This window comes from Acidisoma cellulosilyticum (assembly GCF_020621385.1).
Lineage (GTDB): Bacteria > Pseudomonadota > Alphaproteobacteria > Acetobacterales > Acetobacteraceae > Acidisoma > Acidisoma cellulosilyticum.
Map to the genome: position 1 here is coordinate 67,806 of NZ_JAESVA010000008.1, position 25,896 is coordinate 93,701.

The following is a 25,896-nucleotide window of genomic DNA, read 5'->3' on the forward strand; positions in this document are numbered from 1 at the left end:
GTGTATAGCAAACGGTCAGTGCAAGAGCTCCGCGCATCACTCATCTTCACATTTGAATTGGAGTGACTACAAACAACCCGAATTTAAATCGGACCATTCAGCAAATCCAAGCTTGTTTATCCTCCGACTCTCTTGTCGTAAGGTGAGGCCGCCGACGCCTCATGCCGGGCAACGGTCTGCGCGCCCGGATGCCGCAAGCTGTTCAATTTGAATGACCGCCCTCTCAATATCGACCTGCTCCACCGGACGGCCGATATTAGCAAGATGGGGCGCTGTCAGCGTCAGGCGCGCAAGTTCCGCAATCTCCTCGGACGTCGCGTCTCTCATGCCAAGCTCACCAAGGCAGGTCGGCAGGTCGATTCCACGAAGAAACCCCATCATGTCCATTATCTCGGCCGGCGGCCGATCCTCCACCGCCAGTTGAACCAGCGTGCCGTAGGCTACCTGAAACCCATGAATCGCTGTCCTGGCACCGCGCGCTTGAACCAGGCCGCGCGTCAGCGAATGAGCAATCGACAGGCCTCCATTTTCAAAGCCCAGGCCGCTCATCAAAATAACGGCCTCGACAGTTGCCTCGACATCGTCGGTCAACCGCCCCTCCCCCACGGCGCCGAGCGCCGCGGCCGCGTGAGAGCGCAACGTCACATAGCAGGCGTTCGCGATCACACCGGCCGTGATGAGCGGACGTGTGCCGAAGGGCGTATTGCCGGTTCCCGCCGCGCAGCCACGCGCCTCGAACTTCTTGGCGATCGCGTCACCGATACCGGCCCGCAGGAAATGTACCGGTGCCGCGGCAATCAGTCGCGTGTCGACAAGGACAAGGTCAGGGCTGCGGGGCATGCGATCGACCGCAATCATGACATGGTGGTCGTCATAAACGGCAATGGCGGCGCTTGTGGGGGAATCATTCGACGCGATCGTCGGCACGGTGATCATCGGCTTGCCCAGATGCACCGACACGCCCTTGGCGGCATCCAGCGCCTTGCCGCCGCCAATGCCGACAACGGCCGAAACCGCCACATTGCTGGCCTCCGCGGCCAATCGGTCGATCGCTGCGTAAGTGATCTCCCCACCGAAGGGCATCAGGATCGGATCAAGCCCGGCGTTGCGCGCTGCACGCTCCAGCCTCGCGCGCAGCCGCTCAACCAAAAACTGATCGATGATCATGAGAGGCCGCTCACCATAGGGAAGGAGCAGACGTCCGAGGTCGTCGAGAACATCCGGCCCTTGGACATAGCGATGAGGTGAACCAAAAAGACGCATAAGCGAAGCCCTCTTGATTGGTCAGGCTGTCATCATGATTGTGGTGGCAGATGTTCCAGCGGATAAGCGTCGCTGGGCGCCCCCCAGGCACAATAGCCGCCATCAACGGGAAGGGTCACGGCCGTGATAAATTCCGATCTTTCGGAGGCCAGGAACAGCATTGCCTCCGCAATATGTGCGGCTTTGCCCAGTCGTCCCATCGGCGTCCGGCGCCGGATGCGGTCGCCATCGACCTTGCCATCCTCAATCAACTTGGCAAGCAGCGGTGTCAGCATATAGCCGGGCGCGACGGCATTGACCCGGATTCCGTGCGGCGCCCATTCACAGCCGAGCACCTGTGTCAGCATGCCGATACCCGCCTTCGCAGCGCTGTACGCCGTTCGGACCGGCAGACCCAAAACCCCGGCGATTGAGTTGAGGTTGAGGATGACGCCGGATTTTTGGGCGATCATATGGGGCGCGACAGTCTTTGAGACAAGGTAAGTGCCGGTCAGATGAACGTCGATCAAGCGCTGCCAATGCGAGAGCGTCTGGTCAACGGTCGGCACGAAACTGTCAGGAATGCCGGCATTATTGACCAGGATATCGATGCGGCCGTAACGCGCGACTGCGGCGGCCACCATGGCTGTGACCGATGCCTCATCCGCGACGTCGCCCGTCACCGCATGATGCTCGGGTCCCAGTGATCGTGCTGCATTTCCGGCAGCCTCGGCATGCAGGTCGTTGATAACAATCCGCGCCCCTTCCCGAGCGAAAACCCGCGCAGTCTCCAGCCCGAGGCCGCTGCCGGCGCCGGTGATCAGCGCGACCCGGCCTTCCAATTCCCCCATCATCGATTCTCCAAAATGGCCCGGACGAATCTTGGCAGATCGACCTCGTATTTCGCTTCAAGATATTCCTGCGAGCCGCATTCAAAAAAGCTGTCGGCAAGCCCGATCTTGATCATCGGCGTCATGATTCCCGCATCGTAAAGCGCTTCCACGACCAGGCTTGCGAGCCCACCCGTCGTTTTGTGATTCTCGGCAACGATAAGACGGTCGAAGCCGGCCGCGAAAGCAACGACGCCGTCACGGTCGAAAGGTTTTATTGTGCCCACATGCAGGACCGCCGCATCAACACCCTGCCCGGCCGCAATGTCAGCGGCATCGCGCGCACGCATCGACATATAGCCGCAGGAGATGATACCGACCGCGCTGCCCTCCCGTAGCACCTTCGCCTTGCCGAGTTCGAAGCGATAGTCAGCGTTCAGTTCCACCGGAACCTTGCCCCGCAGACTGCGTACATAGACCGTGCCGGGAATATCGGCCACGGCACGAACGACTTGCTTGAGTTCCGTCGCATCGCAGGGATCGATAATGGTGAGATCCGCAATGCCCCGCATCATATTAAGATCTTCAGTCGCCTGATGCGTTGCGCCATAGCCGTTTACGAGGCCGGGCATGCCCGCGAAGATTTTCACATTCGCCTTGGAATGCGCACAGGCGATGGCGACGAAGTCATAAGCCCGGCGCGTGATGAAAACCGAATAGGTCGTGCAATATGCTATCTTGCCAACCTTTGAGAGACCGGCGGCGATCATGATAAGATCCTGTTCCGCCATTCCGACATTGAAGAATCGGGACGGAAAGGCATCTCGGAATGGCAGGATGTCGCTGTAGCGTCCCATATCGGCCGTCAGGCCCACGATCTCGGGCCTTTCGGCGGCGAGAGCAGCGAGCGTGGTGCCGAAGGGCGCGATTTCGGTGGTTTTACCTTCGACGTCGATCAACTCACCCATGCCACGGGTGCGGCCGGCGGTGGTTTGTGCAACCTCAGCCATGATGCGTCTCCAACTCTGTCTTCAACAAATCCCACTCGTCATTCGCGACACGCACGAAATGCGCGCGCTCCCGGCGTTCCAGCGTCGGCACGCCCTTGCCGGGCAAGGTCCGAAGCACGATCGCCTTCGGTCTGCCATTCGCCTCACGCGCATTGCCGAGCGCCGTCACCAGCGCCTGCATGTCATTGCCGTCGATCTCCACAGCTTCCCAACCGAAGGCAATGAACTTGTCCGCAACGGGATCGATCTTGACCGTCACCGGGCCGTCCGCCTGGATGCCGTTGCAATCAATGACCGCGACGAGGTTGTCGAGCTTGAAGGTAGCCGCCCCCATCGCCGCTTCCCAGGTTGACCCCTCCTGAAGCTCGCCGTCCGACAACTCATTGAAGACCCGTGCGGATGAGCCATCCAGTCTTAGCCCGATCGCCATGCCGACCGATTGGCCCAGACCATGACCGAGAGAACCGCCGACCATCTCGATACCCGGCGTGTCGTCAAAGGTACTCATGGGAAGCCGGGACCCATTCAGTCCATAGCTGGCGAGCTCGCGAATGGGGAGATAGCCGGCCTCCGCCAGAACCGCATACATGGCGATAGCATAATGCCCTGTCGATAGCACGAAGCGGTCACGATCAGACCAATCCGGTGCCGCCGGATCGTAACGAAGTTCATGAAAATAGAGGGCCGCAAGACAATCAGCAATGCCAAGGCCCTGGGCGATATAGCCCTCACCCTTGCCGCTCGCCATGTCCAGCATCAGACGTCGCAAGTTCAGGGCGCGTAACTTCAGCGCCGCAATATCAGGATGTTCGGGAGGATGATTACGCGACTTCATGGTGATCATCGGGTCCTTCAGATAAGGGCAAGGTCAGGATTGGTGATTGAGACGCAGTCCTGGACGGGCCCAAGGCATGGAAACAACGCGCCCGCTTGACGACAGCGTGACATAGGCCGTTTGCATCGCGGCACCGCCGAAGCAGATGTTCGTGGTATAAGGGTCGGGCATGTCTATACGCTCCACCATTGTCCCGGCGGGCGACACGACATCGAACCCGCCAAAGCGGAGCGACGCGATCACAACATTTCCTTCGGCCTCCACAGCGAGCGAGTCGTAGCGGTGAAATCCCGGCAGGCCGCAAACGAGATCACCGCCGGTCGGTGACGGCCAGGATGCAAGGCCAAGCTCGCCCGGAGTCAGGACCGGATAAGACCAAAGCCGCCCTGAGGATGTCTCGGCAACATAGAGGATGTCTCCGTCCGGGGAGAGGCCGATGCCATTCGGCCCCACAAGCGGAAACGCGGCCTCGACGATGCTGCTGCCATCCGATCTTGCGTAGTACACGCTTCCAAATTCAACCTGTCGTGCGCTGCGATGGCCGTGATCGGTAAACCAGAATCCACCATGGCGATCGAAGACGATATCATTGGGCGCTGAGAGCAGACGGTCGCCGCAGCGGTCATAGAGAACTTCGACAATTCCGCTCGCAAGATCGATCCGCTCTATCCGGCCACCTGTATTGTCGATCGCCTTGGCAACGGGCCGTTGAGTGCCATCCACGCTATGCCAACTGAATCCGCCATTGTTGCAGACATAAAGCAGACCATCGGGGCCGAGTGCCGCACCGTTTGGGCCTCCTCCAGGTTTTGCCAGGATTTGCTTGCCGCGCGGACCTATATGGGTGATCTGTCCCCGACCGATCTCGACCACGACCAGACTGCCATCCGGAAGAACGACCGGGCCTTCGGGAAAGGCCAGCCCATCGGCCAGAACGTCAAACACCGTCATGGCGCAGATGCCTTGACATCAAGCCCGAGGGCGCTTGCCAATTCCGGAATATCGTGCACGACAAGGTCGGCTCCGACGGCCGACATCTCTGCCCTGCTGTAGAAACCATAGGTGACCGCAATGGACCGCGTACCCGCCGCCTGTGCGGCCGCAACATCATGCGGTGCGTCGCCGATATAGACAGCGTCTGCGGCCGCCGCCTTTGCCCGCTGCAGCCCCAGCAGGATCGGTGCTGGATGCGGTTTCCGGTCAGCCGTATCCTCCGCTGTTACGACGGCCGTAAAAGACGCAAGGTCGATACCGGCCCGATCAAGGTCGATCAAGGTTCGCGCAAGGCCCTTATTGGTCACAAGACTGGGCTTGCGGCCGGCGTCCAAGACCGCGAGGATCAAGTCGCGCGCACCGTCGTACAGGATCACCTCGGCTGAGGCCGAGGGATATTGCCGTTGGTAGGCGTCAAAGCAAAGCGATGCGAGTTCGGGCGCGATGATGCTGAAGACCTCAAGCGGCCGCATCGCGTATAATACATGGGCATCGATGCTTGACGGCGGGAACGTCTGCCGCAGCACGGTTGTAAAGACATAGCGGTAGCATTCCTCGACCGCCTTGCGGGTATCAACCAAGGTGCCATCGAGATCGAATATGACGTGCTCCACGAGGATAGGCGGCATCAGCTTGGATTCCTCCGGGCGCTAAGTTCAAGACAGGCGGAGCGGGCCGCCCATGCCGGAACAAGTGCCTCGCGAATGTCTCTGAAAAGTGGAAAAGCGGCCCCGTACCGCGCCACCATGGCCGGATTGGGCTGAACCTTCTCGATAACGCGTACAAGTTGCGCGGCACCGACCTCCAGTGTCGGATACAGGCCCGCCGCTTGACCTGCCAATAGTGCCACGCCCAGCGCGCCGGTTTCCTCGGCCTCCGTTACCGCAAGCTCGCGGTTCATGGCCGCTGCGCAGATGTCGCGCCACAAACGGCTGCGCGCACCGCCACCGGTAATGCGGATTTCGTTGACGGGAGCGTCAATCGCAGCGTAGCAATCGACCATCGACAGCGCGACACCTTCCATGATGCCGCGCAATAGCGCCATCGGGGTCGTATCAATCCCCAGACCCATGATGCTGCCTCTGGCGGACGGCTCATGGCATGGCGCCGTCATGCCGGACGTGTTGAGATAAGGATGAAATAACAGGCCGCCCGGCAATGGCGGCAAGGCACGCGCCTCGCTTTCTATGCGCGCGAACAGGCTGCCGTCCTCGCACAACGCGCTCTCCTTGCGGCCGAATGCATCGATCACCCAGTCGAGGCATATGGACCCGCCCCCTGTATTGGACATGAGGCGCTGCCAACGACCATTCGGCATAAGAAAAAGAAATCCGACGCCGGCCGGTTCCATGACAGGGCGATCGACCGTCAGATTGTTCATGAAGCTTGTGCCGATTACCGTCACCGCTTGACCCGGCAACAAGGCGCCCGCCCCGATCGCGGCCGCGACGGCGTCTCCGGCGCCGGACGTGACCGGCGTGCCTTCTACAAGGCCCGTCTCCTCGGCCGCTTTTGCGGTGACGCGGCCGACCGGCGCGCCGATCGGCAGCACGGTCGGGATCAAGTGGGATTTTCCGGCAAGACCGCAAAGATCGAAAATGGCCTCTGACACCGAGCGATTCCTGATGTCGCAGGGAAAGAAGGACAGATCGGATTCGTCTGTTGCGACCTCGCCGGTCAGACGATAATTCACGTAGTCCTTGGCGCAGAATATCCGCCCGATCCGGCGGAAAAGATCCGGTCGATTGAGCTGCATCCAGGCAAGCAGGACAATCGGCATGCCGGGAATCAAGGCATTGCCCGATATGTCATAGACTTTCTCAACGACGCCGCTCGTCCGCCACCGCTGCAGCAGTTCGCTCGCCCGGCCGTCCGGCCAGGCGATCGCCCGTTCGAACGGCACACCTTCGCGATCAAGGGCCCATAGACCGCCCATATGGCCGCTGACACCAACGGCCGCGATAGCGGAGGCCGGCAAGCCCGCGTCAGCCAAAGCCGCGCGGATTGCTATGGCAACACCCGCCCAGGTCAGTTCCGTGTCTTCCTCGTGCCAATCCGGTTGCGGGCGGAAGGACGGCGTCGCACGGCGCGCCAGTCCCAGCACGCGTCCGGTGTCGGCGGCAAAAACCACGGCCTTCGTGGTCGTGGTTCCCTTGTCGATGCCAAGCAGCGCCTTCATGCGGATATCCGCGTCAGCGGCGCAGGCACCAGCGCGTGCCGCCGCTCCGAAAAGCTGAGATAGATCCGGCGCAGGGTCTGGTACAAGGCAAACCAGCCGTCATAAAGTTCTGCGGTTTCCGAATCGGGCTCAAACCGCGTCACCGCGCGCGCCGTCGCGCTCGTGCCCTGCGCGATCGTCGTCCAGACACCGGTCGCGACCCCTGCAAGGATTGCGACGCCGAGGGCGCCCGATTCTTGGACGGCTTTCACCTCGATCGGTATGCCGCAGACATCGGCGAACATCTGCGCCCAGAACTTGCTCTGCGCACCGCCACCCGTGAGGGTGATGCAAGACGGGCGTTCCGCCATCCCCGCGAAGCAATCCCTCGTCGCAAAACACAGGGATTCATAGACGGACCGCAGCATATGCGCCTCGGTCGTATGCGTGCTCAAGCCAAAGAATGACCCCCGCGCAAGGGTATCATAGACCGGAGCAAGAACCCCACTTTCATTGACGTATGGCAATAGGATAACTCCGCCGGCGCCAGGCGGCACAGAGGCCGCAAGACGCTCCATCTCCGCGTAATCGCGGCCGCCATCCGCCTGGGTCGGGCCACCGAAACGGTCCAGATACCAATCCAGCACAATGGTGCCGGAGGTATTGGGCAAAATGCGCATGTAGAGTTGATCCGGCATCGCGAACAGAAAGCCGACGCCGGCGGGTTCTCGGCTGGCATGGCCGAGAACGAGAGAATTGAGGCAACTGGTGCCCAGCACCGTTATCGCCGCGCCGGCGGCCACTGCCCCCACACCGATCGCATTTGCGCAGGCATCGCCCATGCCGTGAATGACTGGCGTGCCCGGGCGCAGGCCCGTCTGCTGCGCCGCCTGCTCGCTCACGCCGCCAGCGATACTCTCAGACGGCAGGACCGGGGGCAATAACGCGCCCCAGGCGCCCGCCCCGCAGAGATCGAAGATACGCTGCGAAAACCGACGTCCGTCAATATCACCTGGCACGAAGCTGATGTCGGACGGCTCGGTCGCCACGGCCCCGGTGAGTCGGAAACGCAAATAGTCCTTGGCGGAGAAGACAAAGGCCGCACGTGTGAGTATTCCAGGCTCAAACTTGGCAAGCCAGCCCAGCAGCACCGCGGTGACGCCGGGCATCAGCCCATTGCCGCCGATGGCAAATATTTCCGAGAGCAAGCCCGCTTCCTGAAGGCGCATCAATTGCGCCTGCGCCCGGCTGTCCGGCCAGCCTATGCCGTTGCGGACAGGCGCTCCGGCCGCGTCGATAATCCAGGCACCACCCATGTGCCCGGCAATACCGATGGCGTGGATCGCGTCCCCACCCACTCCGGCCTGCTCCAGCGCGCCCCGAATGACCCGCCCACAGGCGGCCCAGGTCGCTTCCGGGTCCTCCTCGTGCCAGCCCGGCTGCGGCCGAAGCACGGCCACGCGCTCCAGCGCTTTGCCGCACTCCGTGCCAAGCGCGTCGAAGACCACGGCCTTGATGACCGAGGTTCCTTTGTCGATGCCAAGCAGGTATGTCACGCAGCCGAAACCCTGGCGGCCTTGACCTCGTCCAAAGGACTGCGGCTCGCGAAGCGGCTTGTCACATGCGTGTCATTGTCGAAAAGGAAGAGAATATCGTCCGGAATGAAGATCCGCACGGGCTCGTCAATCTCGAATGGGTAAAGATCCGGGGTCAGGCATTGGATGCTTTGATCGCCGATCTGGACGGTCACAAGTTGGGCGTCACCCAGTTGCTCGGTCACGTAGACATGACCTGCCGCGGTGAATCCATCGACGGGGGGGATTGGCTCGTTCGCACGCAGGGCGATGACGCCGCTCGGTCGCGCGCCGATAGAGGCGGTACGGCGGCTGCCGCCAAAGAAGCGTTCGACGGTCTGCGGCAGGCGCGCGGGCTCACCACCCAATCGGCCGGCTATGTGGCTGCCCTGATCGACGCAGGACTCGACGGTCAGAACATTCATGGAGTGGAGACCGAAGAATTGCGCGACAAAGGCGTTCACCGGCCGGTTGTGAATTTCGTCCGCGCTGCCGACCTGTTGCAGGACGCCGTCCCGCATCACGGCAAGACGATCGGTCATGGTCATGGCTTCGATCGGATCATGCGTCACGATGACGGAAGTGGTGCCCAGGGCGCGTTGCAGCCGCTTGAGTTCTCCACGCAGACGAGCCCGCAGCAATGTGTCGAGATGAGCAATCGGCTCATCCAGACAAAGCAGGTTCGGGTCCCGCACCAGGGCGCGCGCGATCGCGACGCGCTGCTGCTGCCCACCCGACATTTGCGACGCCCGCCTGTCCAGCAAAGCGCCGATGTTGAGCAGGGCCGCGACCTCCGCCACCTTATGGGCGATGCTCTCACGGGATGCCTTGCGCACGCGAAGCGGGTAACTGATGTTCTGGCGCGCCGTCATGTGGGGATAGAGCGCGTTCTGCTCGAACACCATCGCGACATTGCGTTCCTGCGGCGTCTTGTCCTGGACGGGGACGCCATCGAAGAGAATCTGGCCTTCCGTTGGCCGTTCCAGCCCAACCAGCATGCGCAGCACCGATGTCTTGCCGGACCCGGATGGGCCGAGCAGACCGAAGAACTCACCATCCTCAATATGGATGTTCACATCCTGCACGGCATGCACGGAAGGACCGAACCACTTGTTGAGATGATCAAGCGTGATGGATGCCATGGTATTCGTCCTGATCTGAACGGTTCTTGTCTTCAGCGGCCGCCGAGTTCGGCCGTAAAGCTGCGGATGAGATACCGCTGCATGAGATAACAAAGAATGAGGAGCGGTCCCATCGCGACGATACCGATGGCGCCGAGCTGGCCCCAGTTCGGCTCCTGAAACAGGAAGAAATCTGCCAGCGCCTTCGGCAGCGTGATGACGTTGTCCCCGGTCAAAACCAGCGAAAAAAGAAACTCGTTCCAGGCGAACATCATGCTGAGAATGGCTGCCGTCATGATGCCGGGTGCCGATAGCGGCAGCAGGATATCGCAGAACATCCGAAACCAGGGCGCCCCGTCGATCCGTGCGGCGTCTTCATACGAGCGCGGGATCTGCCGGATGAATTCTGCCAGAAGCCAGATCACAAGGGGCAGGTTCATGAAAGTATAGGCAATAATGAGGCCGATATAGCTGTCGTAAAGGCCCAGCTTCTGAAACATGAGATAGAAGCCGATGACCGGCACGATTGGCGGCAACATGCGCAGCGACAGGATGGTGAAGCTGAGTTGGCCATGAGCCGCGAAGCGTCGCGCCAAAGCATAGGCCGCCGGAAAACCGAGGATAAGACAAAGCACCGTCGAGGATGTTGCAACTATCAGACTGTCGCGAATGCCACGCCCACCGCCGACAGACCATCCGGCCGCGAAATTGACCAGTGTCGGATGGATCGGGAAGAGTGTCGGCGGGCTGGAGAAGAGTTCCCCATATGGCTTGAAGGCCGTGATCAGCAACCAGACAATGGGCGCCAGACAGAAGATGACGAGCGCAATCAGCACGGCATGGCGGAGGACGACGCCGACCAACCCCTCGGTTCGGATCTTCGCCTTGGGTGGAACGTGAAGCGTCTGGGTCAATGCGCTCATCACACGCGCTCCGTGACTTTGGCCGGCAATGCCGTCTGAGCCGAGGGCGGGGCGTTGCGTTTGGCCAGGACTTTGATGATCAGCATCGTGCCGAAGGTCAGAAGCAGAAGCTGGATGATGCTGAGCGCGCCGGATCGACCGAACTGAAAACGCCCGAAGCCAAGATCATAGGTGTAATAGGCAAGGTTCTGGGTAATGGTGCCCGGACCGCCGCGGGTCAGAATGTAGATGATGTCGAAGACCTTGAAGCTGTCGATAAAGCGAAGCACGAAAGCGACCGCGAAATAAGGCAGCAGCATTGGGGCGACGACATTGAGGAAGGTTTGTATGGCGCTCGACCCATCAACCTTCGCCGCTTCATAGACGCGTGTCGGAATCGATCGCAGGCCGGCCAGCAGAATCACCATGACCAGCGGCGTCCATTGCCAGATATCGACGATCACGAGGGTAGGAAGTGCCCATGCCGGGGACTGTGCCCAGGCAGGTGGCGAGAGGCCGATGGCCTTCAGAAGCGCGTTCAAAGGCCCATAGATCGGGTTCAGGAACAATTCCCAGGCAAAACCGACGACGATAGGCGCCAGCATCATCGGCGTCAGCAGCAGAGATGCGTAGAGTTCCCGCCCGCGTGAGATGCCGTTCAGCAACAGCGCGATGCCGAGACCGATCAAGAGTTGCAGCGGCACGCTGACCAGGGCGAAAGCCGCCGTCACCCCCAAACTATGCCAAAAGCGGGCGGTGCTCACGAGGGCCTCGAAATTGCCGAGACCGACCCAGTGAATTGGCACCGGGATCGCCATTTGATAGGAGGTGAAGGATGCATAGATCAGATAGCAAAAAGGCCAGACGGCAAAGACCGTCAGGAACAACAGCGCCGGTCCCAGCAACAGCCAGGTTCCGCGCTCCCCACCTCCACCATCGGCGCGCGGCATGACGCGCCGACGGTGTGCGGGCCCCTGGCCCTTCATCACATCCTGCATAAAACCCGCCTGCCCGCGTCAGGTCCAATAGCCGTTCTTGACCATACGCGCGCGATATTCGGCATAATGGGCAATCTGTAAGTCACGGCCGTAGGTTTCGGTAGTTTCGTCAAATTCGCTCGATATCGCCTGCAAAGCCTGCATCGGTGAGACCTGGCCATTGATGGCCGCCTGCACATGCTGGATGATCGAGCTCATATATTGGTTGGTGCCGGGAATGGAGATATCGAGATAGATTTTCGGATTGTGCAAGGCGGCAAGCCCGGTCTGCGCAAAGTTGTCTGCGAATCCGGAAGCCGATTGCAACGGGAAGGTTGCCTTCGGACTCTCGAACATGCTGATGCGCCAGGGATCCATCAGCGATTGCGCGAAGGTTTCGGCGACCCAGCGGGTGGCATTGGCGGATTGTTGCAACCAGGCGATCGCCGTGAAGGCACCCTTCTTGTTCCGCGAATTGGCGGCGATGCCTAAGGCGCGGCCATAGGGAAGCATGGTGACTTCACCCCAGCTTTGGGCACATCGGATATCATCGGCAACCTTCGATATCGCGGGATCAGAGGCGCCCTTGGCCATATCCGTCCACCAATTGGCCTGCGCTATATGCCCGGCGAAATACAGCTGCCGCCCCACATCCCAAGGCATTGCCTTGGCGAGGTCCTTTGGCATGAAGGCGGTCATTTCGATATAGCGGCGGATCGCCTCCTCGCCGATAGGATTGGCGATATTGGGCTTCATATTGGCGTCAAAGATCTCGCCGTAATTGACCCCTTTTTCGGCGCCAATTTGGACGAAGTGATTCATGAAAAAAGCATAGACGAAAAAGCTGGTAACTTCGACCGCACCATACAAATTCTTTGCCGGACGCGTAAAAAACTCGGCAATATCACGGTATTGCTTATAGGTCTTTGCCGGCGCGAGATCATAGCCATATTTTGCTTTGAATGCCGCCTTCTCATCCGCATTATCGAACAGATCGCTGCGATAGGTGTCGACGAACAGGTCACCGTCGATGGTGATGCCGACAAGCTTGTTCTGGTAATAGTTAAGCAACTGAAAAGGCTTGGCGACGTCCGAGAAATTCAGCGTCTCCAACGAGCCGACATCTTCCAGCGGCGTCAGATAAGGCCCGAAATCTCCAGCAAAATTCTGCCAGAAATCAAAAGCATCGAACCGCGCGTTGCCTTGGCGCAGCGACAGAAGATTTTGATCATACATATTGCCGAGAGGATAGGACTCGAATTCCACCGTCAGGCCGGTCGCCGCTTTGAATTCCGGCGCAAAAGTCTTCAGGATCGGCGTGAAGGCCCCGCTGTCCAGACCCACTTTCACGGTTCCCGCGGCAGAGGACTGGGCGGACGCGGTCTTCAATAATCCCGTGAACGTGCCCAAGGTCGCGACCGCACCAAAGATAGACCCTCGACGCATCAATTCGCGTCGGGCAATCAGGCCGTGCGTATCGATTTCACTCAATTGCTCTGTCGCGCGCACTTCGACAGCTTGTCGCTTCGAAAAGCCCACCCTGTTCTCTCCCTCTGCCGGTTTCTCTTAAGGATCCGGCTTATTTTTGGTCACCCTTTGGAAGGGTTGACATTTTGGTTGGCGAATTGCTCCTGTAAGCAATACAATACCACCTTGGATAAGATCACAACAAGAATATTGTACCATATGGCGCAGTTTGAAATGCTACAATCCGGACACCGATCCGGGTATCGCCAGATCGTCGACGTCATCGCGACGGCAATCGAAAGCGGCGGCCTCAAGCGCGGCGAGCAATTGCCGACACAACGTGAACTCGCTCACCGGATGAAAGCGGCCGTCGCCACCGTCGGGCGTGCCTATGCCGAGCTCGAAGCGCGCGGATTGATCAATAGCCATGTCGGCCGCGGGACCTTCGTCGCGGTATCCCCCTTCGCAGATGACCGCTATCAGCCGATCCAGATCAACGCGGAGGCTGGGCCGATCGACATGGCTGCCTATCGCGTCTCTGTGCCGCCATTCGGAACCGAAGCGATGCGATCGGTGCTGGAAGCGCTGGCGGCTCAGGACCCCGCAATGATCCTCGCCGGTGGCCCGACTGCCGGCACGCTCCGGCACAGGACCGTCCTCGCGAAATGGCTGAAACGGCAAGGTGTCGAAGCGTCGCCGGATCAAGTGACGATCACCAACGGCGGGCAGCACGCCAATATGGCGGCCTTGGCGACCTTGACCCATCACGGCGATCTCATCGCGACCGAGGAACTCACCGACCCGCGCATGAAGGCGGTCGCAAGCTACCTCGACAGGCGGCTTCTGGGTATTTCCTGCGACGATCAGGGCATGATCCCGAGCGCCCTGGAAAAAAGCTGCCGGGAACATCGGGTCTCCGCTCTCTATTGCGCCCCGCGATTGCAAAACCCGTTCAACGTCACCTTGCCGACCGAGCGTCGCGCGGCTCTGGTGGAGATCGCCCGCCGCTTTGACATTCCCATTATCGAAAACGACATTTACGGCACGATCTTGAACGATCCCGCTCCGCCGATTTTTGCCCTGGCGCCCGAGCGAACCTATTACCTGACGAGCCTGGGGCGGATTGCCGGGCCTGGCCTCAAGGTCGGTTGCCTCGTCTCTCCGCCCGATCAAGGTTCGCGCGCGCAGGCCGGCGTCGGCATGTCAACGGGGACAGCGACGGTGATGTGCGCGGAGGTCGCTGTCGCCTTGATCGAAGCCGGCCATATGGACCGTATGACCGAATGGCAAAGGCAGGAAAACAGACGCCGGGCCGATCTTATGGCGACCTTCCGCCATCTCTCCACCGCACGCATCCACCCCGCCAGCCCACATGCCTGGATATCGCTGCCAAGTCCCTGGCGCGCCGAGGATTTCGTCGATGCGGCCAGGCGCCGAGGCGTGGTTATCGCGCCCACGCATGGTTTCGTGGCGGACCGCCGTTCAATCCCCCATGCGGTCCGCCTTTGCCTTGGCGCACCAGCGACCTTGGATCTGGTCGATGCCGCCTTCCGCCAATTGGAACGCCTGCTCTCCAGCACCCCACGATCGAGCGTCGAGGCCGCGTGATGACCCTTCCTGCCGATCAATCCCGTGGATCCGTTCTCGTCTTCGGTGGCCGCGGCGTGGTGGGCTGCGCCGCCCTGCAGCTCTTCGAGACTCTCCCGCAATGGCGTGTCACGGGCCTGGCCCGCCGTCCCCCAGGCTTTGAGACTCAGGCCGAGTGGCTGAGCATTGATCTAACCGACTCCGCAGATTGTACTAGACGCCTTGCCCCTCGCGTCGGTGACGTCACCCATATCGTCTATTGCGCCCTATATGAAGAGCGCGACCTTGTCGGTGGCTGGACGGAACGCCGACAAATTGACTTAAACCTCGCCATGTTGAAGAACGCGATCGCGCCCTTCATGACAGCAGCCTCCGCGCTCAGGCATGTGACGCTTCTGCAGGGCACGAAAGCCTATGGCGTGCATCATGGTCCCTACAAGATGCCGGCCAAGGAGAGCGATCCGCGCTTCATCGCTTCAAACTTCTATTATGAGCAGGAGGATTTTCTGCGTGAGGTCCTGACCGAAGGCCGGGGCTATACGGTGTTGCGCCCCCAAATCGTATGCGGCTTCGCCATAGGTAATCCGATGAACGCCGTCACGGCCATCGGCACCTACGCCGCGATCTGTCAGGAACTTGGGCAACCCTTCCGTTTTCCCGGCGGTGCCGCGTGCTTTCAGGAGGCCGTCGATTCACGTTTGCTGGCCAGGGCAATTCTCTGGGCAGGCCAAACACCAAGTTGCCTTGGCGAGATTTTCAACATAGCCAATGGCGATTGTTTCTCCTGGCCGACGATATGGCCGGGATTCGCCGAACGATTTGGCCTTTCTGTCGGGCAATCACATCCCTTCTCCTTGGCCGCCACCATGGCCGACAAGGGTCCGATCTGGGATCGCATCGTCAAGTCACATGATCTGATGCCGCTGGCATATGATGACATCGTCCATTCATGGGACTTCATGGACTACCTTTTGCGGCAAGGCAGTACGGTGCCGCGCCACTCGCTGGTGTCCACGATTAAAGCACGCCAGCACGGCTTTCATGATTGCGTCGACACAGAAGCCATGTTCGATGAGATTCTTGGCCAGCTCCAGGATGCGCGCGTATTGCCCAGGCGGAGGGGCCTTTCAGCCGGGATTTGAATCCGTTCGAGGCTCTCCCGATGATTGACACGTGAGGCTGGGTGCTGTCAGGTTGCTGGGAAGGGTAGGCGCGGGCAAACTCTGCGCATGATGCGATCCCAGAACCCCGACCGAGGGCGGGATGTCGCCTGCATCGCAATCACGCCGTGACTTGGCAACCGTTCATGCCCGAACGCACAAGCGCTCCAACAACCTGACAGCACCCTTTGCTACCCTCGCCTAACTACCATGTTCGCTCAAGTGATGGCGCAGGGTGGTCCCCGTGTAAGCATGACGATACAGACCAAGACGCTGAAGCTCTGGAACAACCTCGGCCGTAAAGTCCGCGAAACTGCCGGGAAGATAGGCTGGGCTCACGACAAATCCATCACAGGCACCTGCTTCGAACCACTCGGCAAGCACTCGTGCTATCTGCGGGCCGGTACCGGCGAGCTGCGGCACGCGAACGCTGGCAGCCCATTCGCGGCCGACACTATCGAGCGTGGCGCCCGGGCCACCTAACGTGCCAAGCTTCTCCCGGACTGCCGCCGGCAAAGCGGTGTCGCCAGAAAGATCAGCTATTGGCGTCGTCAGATCATATGGTGCAAAATCAAAATTGAGCTGACCTGACAGCGTGACTATGCCCAGTTCAGGCCGGGCAAGCGCATTATGGGCGTCCCGTAGAGCAATCGCCTCGGCCTCGGTGCGGCCGATGAAGGGCATCACGGCGGTCAGGATGCGGATGCTGTCGGCGGCGCGCCCCTGCGCCACCGCCAGGCGGCGCACGTCGTCCCGAAAATCGATGCCGTCTTCGATGCTGCGACTGATGGCGAAAATCGCTTCCGCCCAGCGGGCGCCGAAGCGGCGGCCACGGCCCGAGGCACCGGCCTGGATGATGACGGGATGGCCGCCCGGTCCGGGCGGCATGTTCATCGGCCCTTCGACCGCGAAGAACTGGCCGCGATGATCGACCGGGTGAATTTTTGCCGGATCGACGAAGAAGCCCGCTTCCTTGTCATGCACCAGGGCATCCGGCTCCCAGCTGCGCCAAAGCTTGAAGGCGACATCGAGAAACTCGTCCGCGCGGTCATAGCGCAGATCATGCTCCATATGCCGGTCCTGCCCGAAGATGCGACCTTCGCTGTCATTCATGGAGGTGACTACATTCCAGGCCCCGCGCCCGCCGCTGAGGTGATCGAGCGTCGTGAAACTGCGGACGATATGGTTCGGCTGGTAATAGGTCGTGGACCGCGTGACGCCGAGACCGATATAGCGCGTTGTGGCGGCAAGGTAGGAGACGATGGGCAACGGGTCCAGCCTGGCGGAATCCTGACTGCCGTAGCGAAAAGCTGTCTCGCGACTGCCGTCCGCCTGATCGGAGACCGCCAGCCGGTCCGCGAAGAACAGGAAGTCGAACAGCCCCTTCTCCAGAATGTCGGCAATCTCCGTGTAAAGCTTGGGGTCGGTGAAGCGGCGCGTGGTGCGCGGATGACGCCAGACGGCATGGCTATGGACCACCGGCCCCGCGATCAGGAAGCCCGCGAGATGAATCTGTCTCGACGCATGGGTCATGGCGTCTCTCCCCTTCTCACGGCCGGCCATAGACGCATGGTCAGACGCGCGATACGATAAACAACCAGACGATAGTGCAAATTATAAATTTGATTTGTAAATACCGAATTTAATTCGCTATTATTGAGGCATCGATGACCGAAACCGAGACTGCCTTTCCTACCCCGTTTTCGCCCGGCTATTTGGCGCTGGCTGAGCGGTTCCGGCCGATTTTTAAACGCATCGCGGTCGATGCCATCCAGCGTGAAGCCGAGCGGATTCTGCCCTATGAGCCGATTGCCTGGCTGAAGGCGGCTGGTTTTGGCGCGTTGCGCATTCCCGTCGCCGACGGCGGGTTGGGTGCCACCATCCCGGAACTGTTTGGCCTGCTGATCGAGCTGTCGGCCGCTGACTCCAATGTTACCCAGGCGCTACGCGCGCATTTCGGCGCGGTGGAGGATATTCTCGCCGCCGGCACGCCAGACCGGCGGGCGCGCTGGATTCCGCGCTTCCTGGCGGGCGATCTGGTCGGCAGCGCACTCAGCGAAGCCGCTGGCAATACGCTCGGCTCCTTCGAAACCACGCTGAAGCCCGAGGGCGATATCCTGCGGCTGAGCGGCACCAAATTCTACAGTACCGGCACGCTCTATGCCGACTGGATCAATTTCGCGGCCGAGAAGGACGGCCAGGTGTTGAGCGGTCTCGTCTCCGCGACCGGCGAAAGCGTCACCCGCCATGATGACTGGTCCGGCTTCGGACAGCGGCTTACCGGCAGCGGCACGACGGTCTTCGACAATGCGCCCGTGCATCCGGGCGATGTGTTTCCCTTCGACGCACGCTCGAAATACCGCACCGCCTTTTATCAGCTGGTGCATCTGGCGACCCTGTCAGGCATCGGCCGCGCCGCCGCGCGCGATCTGACGGAACAGGTGGCCGCCCGCCGTCGCGCCTATAGCCATGGTGCTGCCGGCACTGTGCAGACCGATCCGCAGGTCTTGCAGGTCGTGGGCCATGTCCGCAGCCTGGCCTATGCCGCTGCCGCCACCACCCTTCAGGCGGCCCAAGGCGCGCAGGTGGTTTATGAGCTGTCCGTCGCAGGTCAGCCGGAGGACGCGGCTCAGGCTGCCATCGTCGGCGAGATCGGCGTCGATCAGGCCCAGCCCATCGTCGCGAAACTGGTGCTGGAAGCAACCGAAACTTTGTTCGATGCGCTGGGGGCCTCGGCTACCATTCGCGCGACCGCGCTGGACCGGCATTGGCGCAATGCCCGCACCCTCTCCTCCCACAATCCGCTCATCTATAAGCAGCGGATCGTGGGCGACTACGCCGTGAACGGAACAACTCCGCCGGCTTTTTGGATGGTCGGCGGTGTCAGCTAAACCTATCAAAGTTGTTCATGTAATTTTATTCATAAGCGTCTCTTGGCCAATCGTAAAAAAATACAACGATAGCCAAATGCGCATTCGCCAAAGCAATGCCTGGGGGGAAAAATGAGCCCGATGCGATTTGGAATTTGGGCGCTTGTCCATGGTAGCCGTGGCACATTCCATGATCCGGAAGAGCCTTTCGATGCGTCGTGGGACCGCAATCGGCGCCTAGTATTGGAAGCTGAATCCCTCGGCTTCGACAGCACCCTCATCGCGCAGCACACCGCTAATCCCTACGACGACGATTGGGATGAACTGGAAGCCTGGACCGCGTCGGCGGCTCTAGCTGCCTTGACGCAGCGCATCGAAATCATCACCGCCGTCAAACCGCCGCTTTATCATCCGGTCATTCTCGCCAAGATGGCGCAGCAGATTGAGCATGTCTCAGGCGGGCGTTTCGGCATCAACCTCGTCAATGCCTGGAACCGCGCGGAATACGAGAAGGCAGGCATCGATTTTGCCGAACATGACGAGCGCTATGCCTATGGCCAGGAATGGATTGCGGTCGTGGATGCACTGCTTCGTGGCGAACGGGTCTTTCATCGCGGCCGTCATTTCCAGATCGATGGATTTCAAATCCGGCCAAGCGACAGTTTTCGTGCCCGGCCAAGCATCTATGTGGGTGGCGAGTCTCAGCCTGCCCAGGAATTGGTCGCACGCCACGGCGATGTTTGGTTCATCAACGGACAGAGCCTAGAGAATGTTGCGCGCCTTATCGCGAATGCCCGCAGCCTGCCGCGCCGAGGTGAGCCGCTCGGCTTCGGCCTTTCTGCCTTCGTCATTGCGCGGCCGACGGCGGCAGAAGCGGAAGACGCCTTCAACCGGCTGGTCGCGCTCTCCGCCCAGGATGCTGAAATCCGCGCGCGGCAACGCGCGAATACCGACCCGGCAGTTGTCATGAAGCATAGTCAAGTGCCGCAGAACAGGCCGACGATCGGTACGAATGGCGGGACTGCAGCGGGACTAGTGGGGAGCTATGATCAGGTGGCTGAGCGCATGCGCGCCTTTCACGCCGCAGGCATCGAACTCTTTATGCTGCAGTTTCAACCATTCGAAGCCGAAATGCGCCGTTTCGCAGCCGAGTTGATGCCTCGACTGCGATAAGGCGCCGTTGTCGATGTCAGTTCGCGGCCGCACTACTGCAACGCGGATTGCCGGTATCCTGAGGGGCGACGGCAATGGCGCTTAGCGGCGCGATGAAGGCCGTGCCGATGAACGGGAAAGGATAGGGATTGTTGTTGGTCGGCACCACCTGCCCCGTCGCCTGCCCGATCTGAACTTGATGGTCGCACGCGCGAATGACGAGCGGACCAGCGATGGAGTCAAGCTTGAACCCTTCCGCCGTCTTGACCACGGTATCGAAATCCGTTGATCCGGCCTTAGTGAAGATTGCTGCGGCCAATTCGGTCGTAATATAGGACTTGCCCACGGATGCGGTCGGCCAAGGCACGTCAGACCCTGCATGGCCAGTATGCCAGGCAGTGACGAAGGCCTTGTTCTCGGGCGTGTCTATGGTCGGCTGATAGACATCCGCACCAATATCACCAATGCCGGCATTGCCGATCCCTTTGAGGATTTCCGGATCGGCGACGAACGTCCCGCCAATGCGCGGCTTCAGGCCGAAACTCTGGGCCTGGGTCATGAGTTTGACGAGATCCGCACCCCAGTCGGCTGTCAGCACGAAATCCGCGCCGGAAGCTTGAATCTGCTGGAGATAGGGCGAGAAATCGGCGACGCCGCGCGGATGGAACACGCTGCCCGCAACTTCCACACCCGGCGCCACCGTCTTCAAGGCCGCCTTGAACCCGGCCTCGGATTCATGTCCGAAGGCATAGTCTTCGTCCAGCAAGAAGACCTTTTTTACATTCGGATAGAAATGCTTCATCGCGTAGACAATCGCGGAGGCATGCATGCTGGTATTAGAGGCGAAGCGGAACAATGCCGGCTGGAAGCGCGCACCCGTCATGTCATCCGCCTCACCCGCGAAAGCGAAGACCGGCACATGGTTCTTTTGTCCGACGGAGACGAGGGCATTGACGATGTCCGATCCGGATGCCCCGATGATGGCCTTGGCATCGTCATTGAGGATGGCATCGGTCACCTTGCGCCGCGTGGCAGCCGCGTTCAGTTCCGTATCGACAATGTCAAGCTTGATGGGATGGCCATTGATGCCGCCGCTTTTGTTGATCTGGTCGACCGCGTAGCGCACACCGGCCAGATTCTGGTTGTCGGTTACCTTGAACGGACCTGATTCGATAATGGCCGCCACGAAGACAATGGGCTTGTCGTCGGCGGCCCGCGCCGCTGCCACATGAAGCCCGACCGCCGCGGCGGTCGCCATAAGCGTGTATCTGAACAGACGCAGTCCTCGCATGATATTCTTCTCTCGTCTTTGTTGAACGGACGCCAGATTTTCTAGGCGTGAAGGTGTTCGCGGCAGATCGCCTCATTGGAGAGCAGTTCTGCCGGAGAGCCGCGAAAGACCGTGCGGCCCTTGGCCATCACGGTGATGCTGGAAGCGATGCGCCGCGCGACGGCAAGCTTGGATTCGATGACGAGCACGGCCATGCCGGTCGCGGCGAGTTCTCTCAGCGCAACTTCGAGCGCGCGAACGATGACAGGCGCTAAGCCCTCGGTCGGTTCATCAACCACCAGCAGTTTTGGCCGCCCCATGAGCGCACGCCCGATCGCGAGCATCTGCTGTTCCCCGCCTGACAGCGTGCCGCCGCGGGCACGCAACCGATCACGCAGACGGGGAAAGGTCGTGAGCACACGCTCCGTCGCTTCGACAATCTCCGCACCTCGGCCGGTCTGCCAGACACCCATGCTCAGGTTCTCGGCGACCGTCAGATTGGGAAAGATCAGCCGTTCCTCGGGGACATAGCCGATTCCTCTGCGCGCCACCGTATGAGATGCAAGACCCGTGATCGGCTGACCGTCGAAGCGGATTTCCCCCGCGTTCGGCGGCAGCAGGCCCATCAGACATTTCAGCGTGGTCGATTTGCCGACGCCGTTGCGGCCGAGAAGGCAGATGATCTCCCCCGGCCCGACATTGATCGAGACATCGTGCAGCACCTGGCTGCGGCCATAGCGGGCCTGTATATTGTCGATACTGAGAAGCGTCATGCGGCGTCTTCACCCAGATAGACGCGACGCACGTCGGAATTGGCACTGATCTCAGCCGGACTGCCCTCCGCCAGAACGCGGCCATAGTCGAGTACCGTGATGCGATCCGACAGCGAATAGACAACGTCCATGTCATGCTCGACCAGCAGCAGCGTCCGATCGCCGAGCCGCGTCTGCAGCAAGTCGATCAGGTCGCGCGTTTCTGCGCCTGAGAGCCCCGCCGCGGGCTCATCCAGCACCACCAGCGCCGGTTCCTGCGCGAGCACCAGGGCTATGTCCAGCCGCCGCTGCATACCATAGGGCAAGGTATCGACACGGGCCTTCAGCACGTCACCGAGGCCGACAAGCTCAGCCGCTTGCGCGACCTCATCCTCGATCGGCGCCAATCTGGCGGCCGCGCGCCAAGGCAGGACATGCAGTCCGCGGTGCCGCAGCAGCGCGTTGCGGAGATTCTCGCGCACGGTCATCTCCCCAAATAGGCTGAGTATCTGGAAGGAGCGACCGATGCCGATGCGATTGCGCCGATAAGGCGAGAGGCCGGTGATACGCTGCCCCTGAAAAAACACGTCGCCGGAATCGGGCGCCAGACCACCGGTGATGATATTGATCAACGTCGTTTTGCCGGCGCCGTTCGGGCCGATCAACCCCCGGCGCTCGCCCGACTGCAGGCTCAGGTTGACGTCCTGGAGCACCGGCCCGCTGCCGAAGCTTTTCGCGATGCGGGACAGGTGAAGGGTTGGCAGTTCAGACATTCTGCCGGCCCCGGCGCGTGAGCACGCGCTGCCAGATCGACTGCACGAGCCCTGCCAGGCCGCGTGGCGCGAAGAGCACGATGCCCACGAAGGCGAGACCCAGGAAGATCTGCCAATGAGGCGTCAGCGCGGAGAGCCGGTCGCTGACCGCGATATAGATCACGGCACCGACCATCGGTCCCCAGAACCAGCCGCTGCCGCCCAGGAGGGCAACAATGATCACGGTGGTCGAGAAGGATAAATCAACGCTGTCGGTGGAGACGAAGCCATTGTCGATCGCCCATAGCGCACCCGCAACCCCTGCGAGCGCCGCGGACAGGACGAAATTCGCGAGCTTCACGCCATGCGTGTCATAGCCGAGAAAGGCCGCGCGTTTTTCGTTCGAGCGGACCGCCACGACCGCATTGCCCCAAGGCGTCCATTCCAACAGCGCCCAAGCAGCCAAGGCGGCAGGAATCAGGATCGCCAGAATCAGCCAATAGGTCTGTGCGGTTCCCGGATTGTCGAGGCTCCAACGCGGCAGGAGCAAAAGATTTTGTGGCATGAAACTATCGAGGCCGTCGGTGCCGCCAGTGACGCCCTGCCATTTGAAGGCGACCGCATAAAAGAAAGCACCGATGGTCAGCGTCGTCATCGAGAAATAGGCCCCGCTACGGCGCACGCAGACCTGGCCCAGGAGCAGCCCCAGGATCGCGGTGGACAGTACCGTGCCGACCACCAGAAGCGGCAACGGCAGCCCGGGCCAGCTTTGTAGCAGCAAGGCCTCGGCATAGGCAGCGAAACCGAAAAAGGCGGCATGGCCGAAGGACAGCAGGCCGGAATATTTGAACAGCAGATTGAAACTGATGGCAAAGAGGCCGAGGCAGACGGCCTGGCCGAGATCATTCACTGTCGATCGGCTGACAAAGGTCGGCGCCACGATCAATAGGGCAAGCAGCAGCACGGTGGCCGCCGTCTCGGCGCGCTTTGCGGAGGATAGGCGGGGCCCGCGATCAGCGGCCGTCGTCCGAGCGAGAAGGGTTTGGGACATGATCAGGCCGCGCGGCCGCCGAAGAGCCCGTGCGGCCGCACCAGCAGCACGCCACCCAGCACGATGAACGGAAAGAAGATCGCATACGAGGAGAAGAAAACACTGCCGAACCCCTGCACGACGCCCAGAAGCCCGGCCACGATAAAGGCGCCCGGCAGGCTGCCCAGGCCGCCCGCCACCACGATGATAAACGATTGGACCAACGCATCATCCGCCATGCCAGGATAGACGCCGGCGAGCGGCGCCATGACCACCCCGGCGCAGGCCGCGAGGAAAAGGCCTACGGCAAAAACGAGCGTGTAGATGGTTCGCACCTTGAAGCCGAGGGCGCCGACCATCTCGGGATAGACGGCGGCAGCCCGAACCACCATGCCAAGCCGCGTGCCGACGAGAAGCACCGAAATGACACAAAGCAGCACCAGCGCCACGCTGATGATGAAGAGATGGTAGATGGGGAGTGTCGCGCCCAGCAGAGAGAAGCGGCCCGCAAGAATGGGCGGGGGCGCTACGGTGAAGGCGCTGTCGCCCCAGATGATCTTGGCGCCTTCCGCAATGATATAGGCGAGGCCGATGGTCAGCAGCAGTTGAGACGCGTGGCTTGCCCGGTACAGCCGTGTGAACAGAAGCCGCTCGACCGCGACCCCGATGAGCGCGACGATGACAGGTGCGAGCGCCAGGGCTAGCCAGAAGCTGCCGGTATGGCGGACGATCGCATAGGCTGCGTAGCCCGCCAGCATGTAAAATGCGGTATGGGCCGCATTCAGAAAGCCGAGCATCCCGAAGACGACCGTCAAGCCCGCCGCGATCATAAAGGACAGACTCCAAAACGTCAGCGTGTCCAGTGCGCCGGCAACGAGGAGGCTTGCGAAAGCATGCGTCATGCTGACCTTTGTACAAAATTTTATCGTTAAATCTTATCCTTACCAATCTTTATACGAAAAAATTTGCCCGACGCAAATCAGGCTATTATTTATACTATTCGATAGGGCTATTATTGCCACCCCTGGGTATGGGCCATTCCGGGTTTGGCTTCGGACGTCCTCGATCAGGCTAGACCGCTTGACGCGCCAGAGCGCCCACAAACGGCTGATTTTACACGTGGAATCGTTTTTATGGGTTTTTCTTGCCGACGTCGGAAATAGAACATTTCATGAACGTAAGTCGCCCGGAGATGCCCGACGGCGCAGCATTTTCTCTTATCGGCCGACGCGCGTACGCTTTCGTTGAAGGCGATCTTCGCTGGCGGCGAGGATAAGGCTTACCGACGGTTCTGCGCTTTGCGTTGGCCAGAGACACATGGCCGTCCTGTGTGCCCCAGATGCGGCTGCCTTGAGTTTTACGACCTCAAGGTGCGTCGCCGTTTCAAATGCGCGGCCTGTCACCATCAGTTCAGCGCCACCTCAGGGACGATGTTCGCGTCGCACAAGCTCTCGTTCGTCGATCTTCTCGGCGCGATCTGTCTGTTCGTGAACGCTTCGAAGTGGTTGTCGGCAATACAGTTGAGCCGCGATCTGGACGTCCAGTACAAGACAGGCTTCGTCCATGCCGCAGCTGGCAAGCTGAGATGCGCCGCCTTGCTGAACAGCTACAATGGGGACAAATTTTCTGTTCCAGGCCTGAACCTTGAGCGGCAACTATCCTGGCAACACCGGCCATAGCGGCGCAGCTTGAGATACGCACAGACGGCATTCGTGGGAAGGTGCAGATCAAATTCGGCTTCAGCGGGCATCCAACAGCTAGTTCAGCTTGGGGTCCACATCAGGAACGCCGACTACATGGAGGACCGCCGTCACGCCTGCATGAATTGCTGCGATCTTCGCAAGTCTGTTGAATTCCACACGGATCTGGGTCTTCCTCAAAGCGTGGGCTGAGGAGCGGTAACATGCGGGCTCGCAGGAGATCTGTGTTCGCGCGCCGGTACATGGAGCGCTTTAGCGTCTTCAGACGGTTGATCTAGCCTTCGACTTGATCATTGCTCCATCGTTCCCGGATGGCATTGCGCCGGCGGCTCAGGCGGAAGTTCAAGGTTTGACCACACCTATCAACCGCCCGATAAAGATACACCCAGTCTCCCCTGATCTTGATATAGGTCTCATCAACCCGCCAGGATTACCCCAACGGAATGGCAAAGCGCTGCCAGCGCCGTTCGAATTCAGGTGTATAGCGATGCACCTATCGCATGATGGTGGTGTG

Annotated in this window: 22 protein-coding genes and 2 pseudogenes; 5 read left to right on the forward strand and 19 right to left on the reverse strand. The window is 60.6% G+C overall.

The window, feature by feature from the left end; translation table 11 throughout:
* Window positions 1-159: 159 nt before the first annotated feature.
* From ACELLULO517_RS20295 to ACELLULO517_RS20350, 12 genes are read right to left on the reverse strand one after another with little or no spacing between them, the layout of a single operon-like run.
* Complete coding sequence (locus ACELLULO517_RS20295) at window positions 160-1,263, reverse strand: glycerol dehydrogenase (RefSeq protein ID WP_227309253.1); 1,104 nt, start codon at window positions 1,261-1,263, stop codon at window positions 160-162.
* 32 nt (window positions 1,264-1,295) lie between these two features.
* Window positions 1,296-2,096 (reverse strand): SDR family NAD(P)-dependent oxidoreductase, encoded by an 801-nt coding sequence (locus tag ACELLULO517_RS20300; RefSeq protein ID WP_227309254.1) that lies wholly within the window; start codon window positions 2,094-2,096, stop codon window positions 1,296-1,298.
* Window positions 2,093-3,082 (reverse strand): transketolase family protein, encoded by a 990-nt coding sequence (locus tag ACELLULO517_RS20305; RefSeq protein ID WP_227309255.1) that lies wholly within the window; start codon window positions 3,080-3,082, stop codon window positions 2,093-2,095. Before ACELLULO517_RS20305 ends, ACELLULO517_RS20300 begins: the two co-directional genes overlap by 4 nt.
* Window positions 3,075-3,917 (reverse strand): transketolase, encoded by an 843-nt coding sequence (locus tag ACELLULO517_RS20310; protein ID WP_227309256.1) that lies wholly within the window; start codon window positions 3,915-3,917, stop codon window positions 3,075-3,077. Before ACELLULO517_RS20310 ends, ACELLULO517_RS20305 begins: the two co-directional genes overlap by 8 nt.
* A 33-nt stretch (window positions 3,918-3,950) precedes the next feature.
* Window positions 3,951-4,868, reverse strand: a complete 918-nt coding sequence (locus ACELLULO517_RS20315; RefSeq protein WP_227309257.1) for an SMP-30/gluconolactonase/LRE family protein — start codon at window positions 4,866-4,868, stop codon at window positions 3,951-3,953.
* A complete protein-coding gene (locus ACELLULO517_RS20320; RefSeq protein ID WP_227309258.1) occupies window positions 4,865-5,539 on the reverse strand; it encodes an HAD family hydrolase in 675 nt (224 codons plus the stop codon). The genes ACELLULO517_RS20315 and ACELLULO517_RS20320 overlap by 4 nt, the downstream gene beginning before the upstream one ends.
* Window positions 5,539-7,089 (reverse strand): FGGY-family carbohydrate kinase, encoded by a 1,551-nt coding sequence (locus tag ACELLULO517_RS20325; protein ID WP_227309259.1) that lies wholly within the window; start codon window positions 7,087-7,089, stop codon window positions 5,539-5,541. The genes ACELLULO517_RS20320 and ACELLULO517_RS20325 overlap by 1 nt, the downstream gene beginning before the upstream one ends.
* The gene (locus ACELLULO517_RS20330) at window positions 7,086-8,624 is read right to left on the reverse strand and encodes an FGGY-family carbohydrate kinase (protein ID WP_227309260.1); all 1,539 of its coding nucleotides are present in this window, start codon (window positions 8,622-8,624) and stop codon (window positions 7,086-7,088) included. Before ACELLULO517_RS20330 ends, ACELLULO517_RS20325 begins: the two co-directional genes overlap by 4 nt.
* Window positions 8,621-9,784, reverse strand: coding sequence for an ABC transporter ATP-binding protein (locus ACELLULO517_RS20335; protein ID WP_227309261.1), 1,164 nt, complete (start codon window positions 9,782-9,784; stop codon window positions 8,621-8,623). Before ACELLULO517_RS20335 ends, ACELLULO517_RS20330 begins: the two co-directional genes overlap by 4 nt.
* 32 nt (window positions 9,785-9,816) lie before the next feature.
* Entirely contained in the window at window positions 9,817-10,686 is an 870-nt protein-coding gene (locus ACELLULO517_RS20340) for a carbohydrate ABC transporter permease (protein WP_227309262.1), read from the reverse strand.
* Entirely contained in the window at window positions 10,686-11,663 is a 978-nt protein-coding gene (locus ACELLULO517_RS20345; protein ID WP_227309263.1) for a carbohydrate ABC transporter permease, read from the reverse strand. Before ACELLULO517_RS20345 ends, ACELLULO517_RS20340 begins: the two co-directional genes overlap by 1 nt.
* Before the next feature lie 18 nt (window positions 11,664-11,681).
* Window positions 11,682-13,088: an ABC transporter substrate-binding protein gene (locus ACELLULO517_RS20350; RefSeq protein ID WP_227309264.1), complete on the reverse strand. Its 1,407-nt coding sequence runs from the start codon at window positions 13,086-13,088 to the stop codon at window positions 11,682-11,684.
* 240 nt (window positions 13,089-13,328) lie between these two features.
* Between ACELLULO517_RS20350 and ACELLULO517_RS20355 the strand changes: the two genes are divergently transcribed.
* Together ACELLULO517_RS20355 and ACELLULO517_RS20360 are read left to right on the forward strand one after the other, a co-directional pair.
* On the forward strand, window positions 13,329-14,717 hold the full coding sequence (locus ACELLULO517_RS20355; RefSeq protein ID WP_227309265.1) for an aminotransferase-like domain-containing protein: 1,389 nt from the start codon (window positions 13,329-13,331) through the stop codon (window positions 14,715-14,717).
* Window positions 14,717-15,838 (forward strand): SDR family oxidoreductase, encoded by a 1,122-nt coding sequence (locus ACELLULO517_RS20360; protein WP_227309266.1) that lies wholly within the window; start codon window positions 14,717-14,719, stop codon window positions 15,836-15,838. Before ACELLULO517_RS20355 ends, ACELLULO517_RS20360 begins: the two co-directional genes overlap by 1 nt.
* Window positions 15,839-16,057: 219 nt before the next feature.
* Here ACELLULO517_RS20360 and ACELLULO517_RS20365 read toward each other — a convergent pair whose 3' ends face one another.
* Complete coding sequence (locus tag ACELLULO517_RS20365) at window positions 16,058-17,389, reverse strand: LLM class flavin-dependent oxidoreductase (protein ID WP_227309267.1); 1,332 nt, start codon at window positions 17,387-17,389, stop codon at window positions 16,058-16,060.
* Between the two features lie 134 nt (window positions 17,390-17,523).
* Between ACELLULO517_RS20365 and ACELLULO517_RS20370 the strand changes: the two genes are divergently transcribed.
* Both ACELLULO517_RS20370 and ACELLULO517_RS20375 read left to right on the forward strand, forming a co-directional pair.
* On the forward strand, window positions 17,524-18,747 hold the full coding sequence (locus ACELLULO517_RS20370; RefSeq protein ID WP_227309268.1) for an acyl-CoA dehydrogenase family protein: 1,224 nt from the start codon (window positions 17,524-17,526) through the stop codon (window positions 18,745-18,747).
* A gap of 120 nt (window positions 18,748-18,867) precedes the next feature.
* On the forward strand, window positions 18,868-19,899 hold the full coding sequence (locus ACELLULO517_RS20375; RefSeq protein WP_227309269.1) for an LLM class flavin-dependent oxidoreductase: 1,032 nt from the start codon (window positions 18,868-18,870) through the stop codon (window positions 19,897-19,899).
* A 16-nt stretch (window positions 19,900-19,915) separates the two neighbouring features.
* On the opposite strand, the gene ACELLULO517_RS20380 is transcribed toward ACELLULO517_RS20375, so the two are convergent.
* The 5 genes from ACELLULO517_RS20380 to ACELLULO517_RS20400 form a co-directional block, all read right to left on the reverse strand.
* A complete protein-coding gene (locus ACELLULO517_RS20380) occupies window positions 19,916-21,136 on the reverse strand; it encodes an ABC transporter substrate-binding protein (RefSeq protein WP_227309270.1) in 1,221 nt (406 codons plus the stop codon).
* Between the two features lie 74 nt (window positions 21,137-21,210).
* Entirely contained in the window at window positions 21,211-21,921 is a 711-nt protein-coding gene (locus ACELLULO517_RS20385; protein ID WP_227309271.1) for an ABC transporter ATP-binding protein, read from the reverse strand.
* Window positions 21,918-22,673, reverse strand: a complete 756-nt coding sequence (locus tag ACELLULO517_RS20390) for an ABC transporter ATP-binding protein (protein WP_227309272.1) — start codon at window positions 22,671-22,673, stop codon at window positions 21,918-21,920. The genes ACELLULO517_RS20385 and ACELLULO517_RS20390 overlap by 4 nt, the downstream gene beginning before the upstream one ends.
* Complete coding sequence (locus ACELLULO517_RS20395) at window positions 22,666-23,703, reverse strand: branched-chain amino acid ABC transporter permease (RefSeq protein ID WP_227309273.1); 1,038 nt, start codon at window positions 23,701-23,703, stop codon at window positions 22,666-22,668. The genes ACELLULO517_RS20390 and ACELLULO517_RS20395 overlap by 8 nt, the downstream gene beginning before the upstream one ends.
* 2 nt (window positions 23,704-23,705) lie before the next feature.
* Window positions 23,706-24,584: a branched-chain amino acid ABC transporter permease gene (locus tag ACELLULO517_RS20400; protein WP_227309274.1), complete on the reverse strand. Its 879-nt coding sequence runs from the start codon at window positions 24,582-24,584 to the stop codon at window positions 23,706-23,708.
* Between the two features lie 342 nt (window positions 24,585-24,926).
* On the opposite strand from ACELLULO517_RS20400, the pseudogene ACELLULO517_RS20405 reads away from it, so the two are divergent.
* Window positions 24,927-25,244, forward strand: a pseudogene (locus tag ACELLULO517_RS20405) (transposase); the annotation flags it as partial.
* Between the two features lie 463 nt (window positions 25,245-25,707).
* On the opposite strand, the pseudogene ACELLULO517_RS29055 reads toward ACELLULO517_RS20405, so the two are convergent.
* Window positions 25,708-25,800, reverse strand: a pseudogene (locus tag ACELLULO517_RS29055) (DDE-type integrase/transposase/recombinase); the annotation flags it as partial.
* Between the last annotated feature and the right edge of the window lie 96 nt (window positions 25,801-25,896).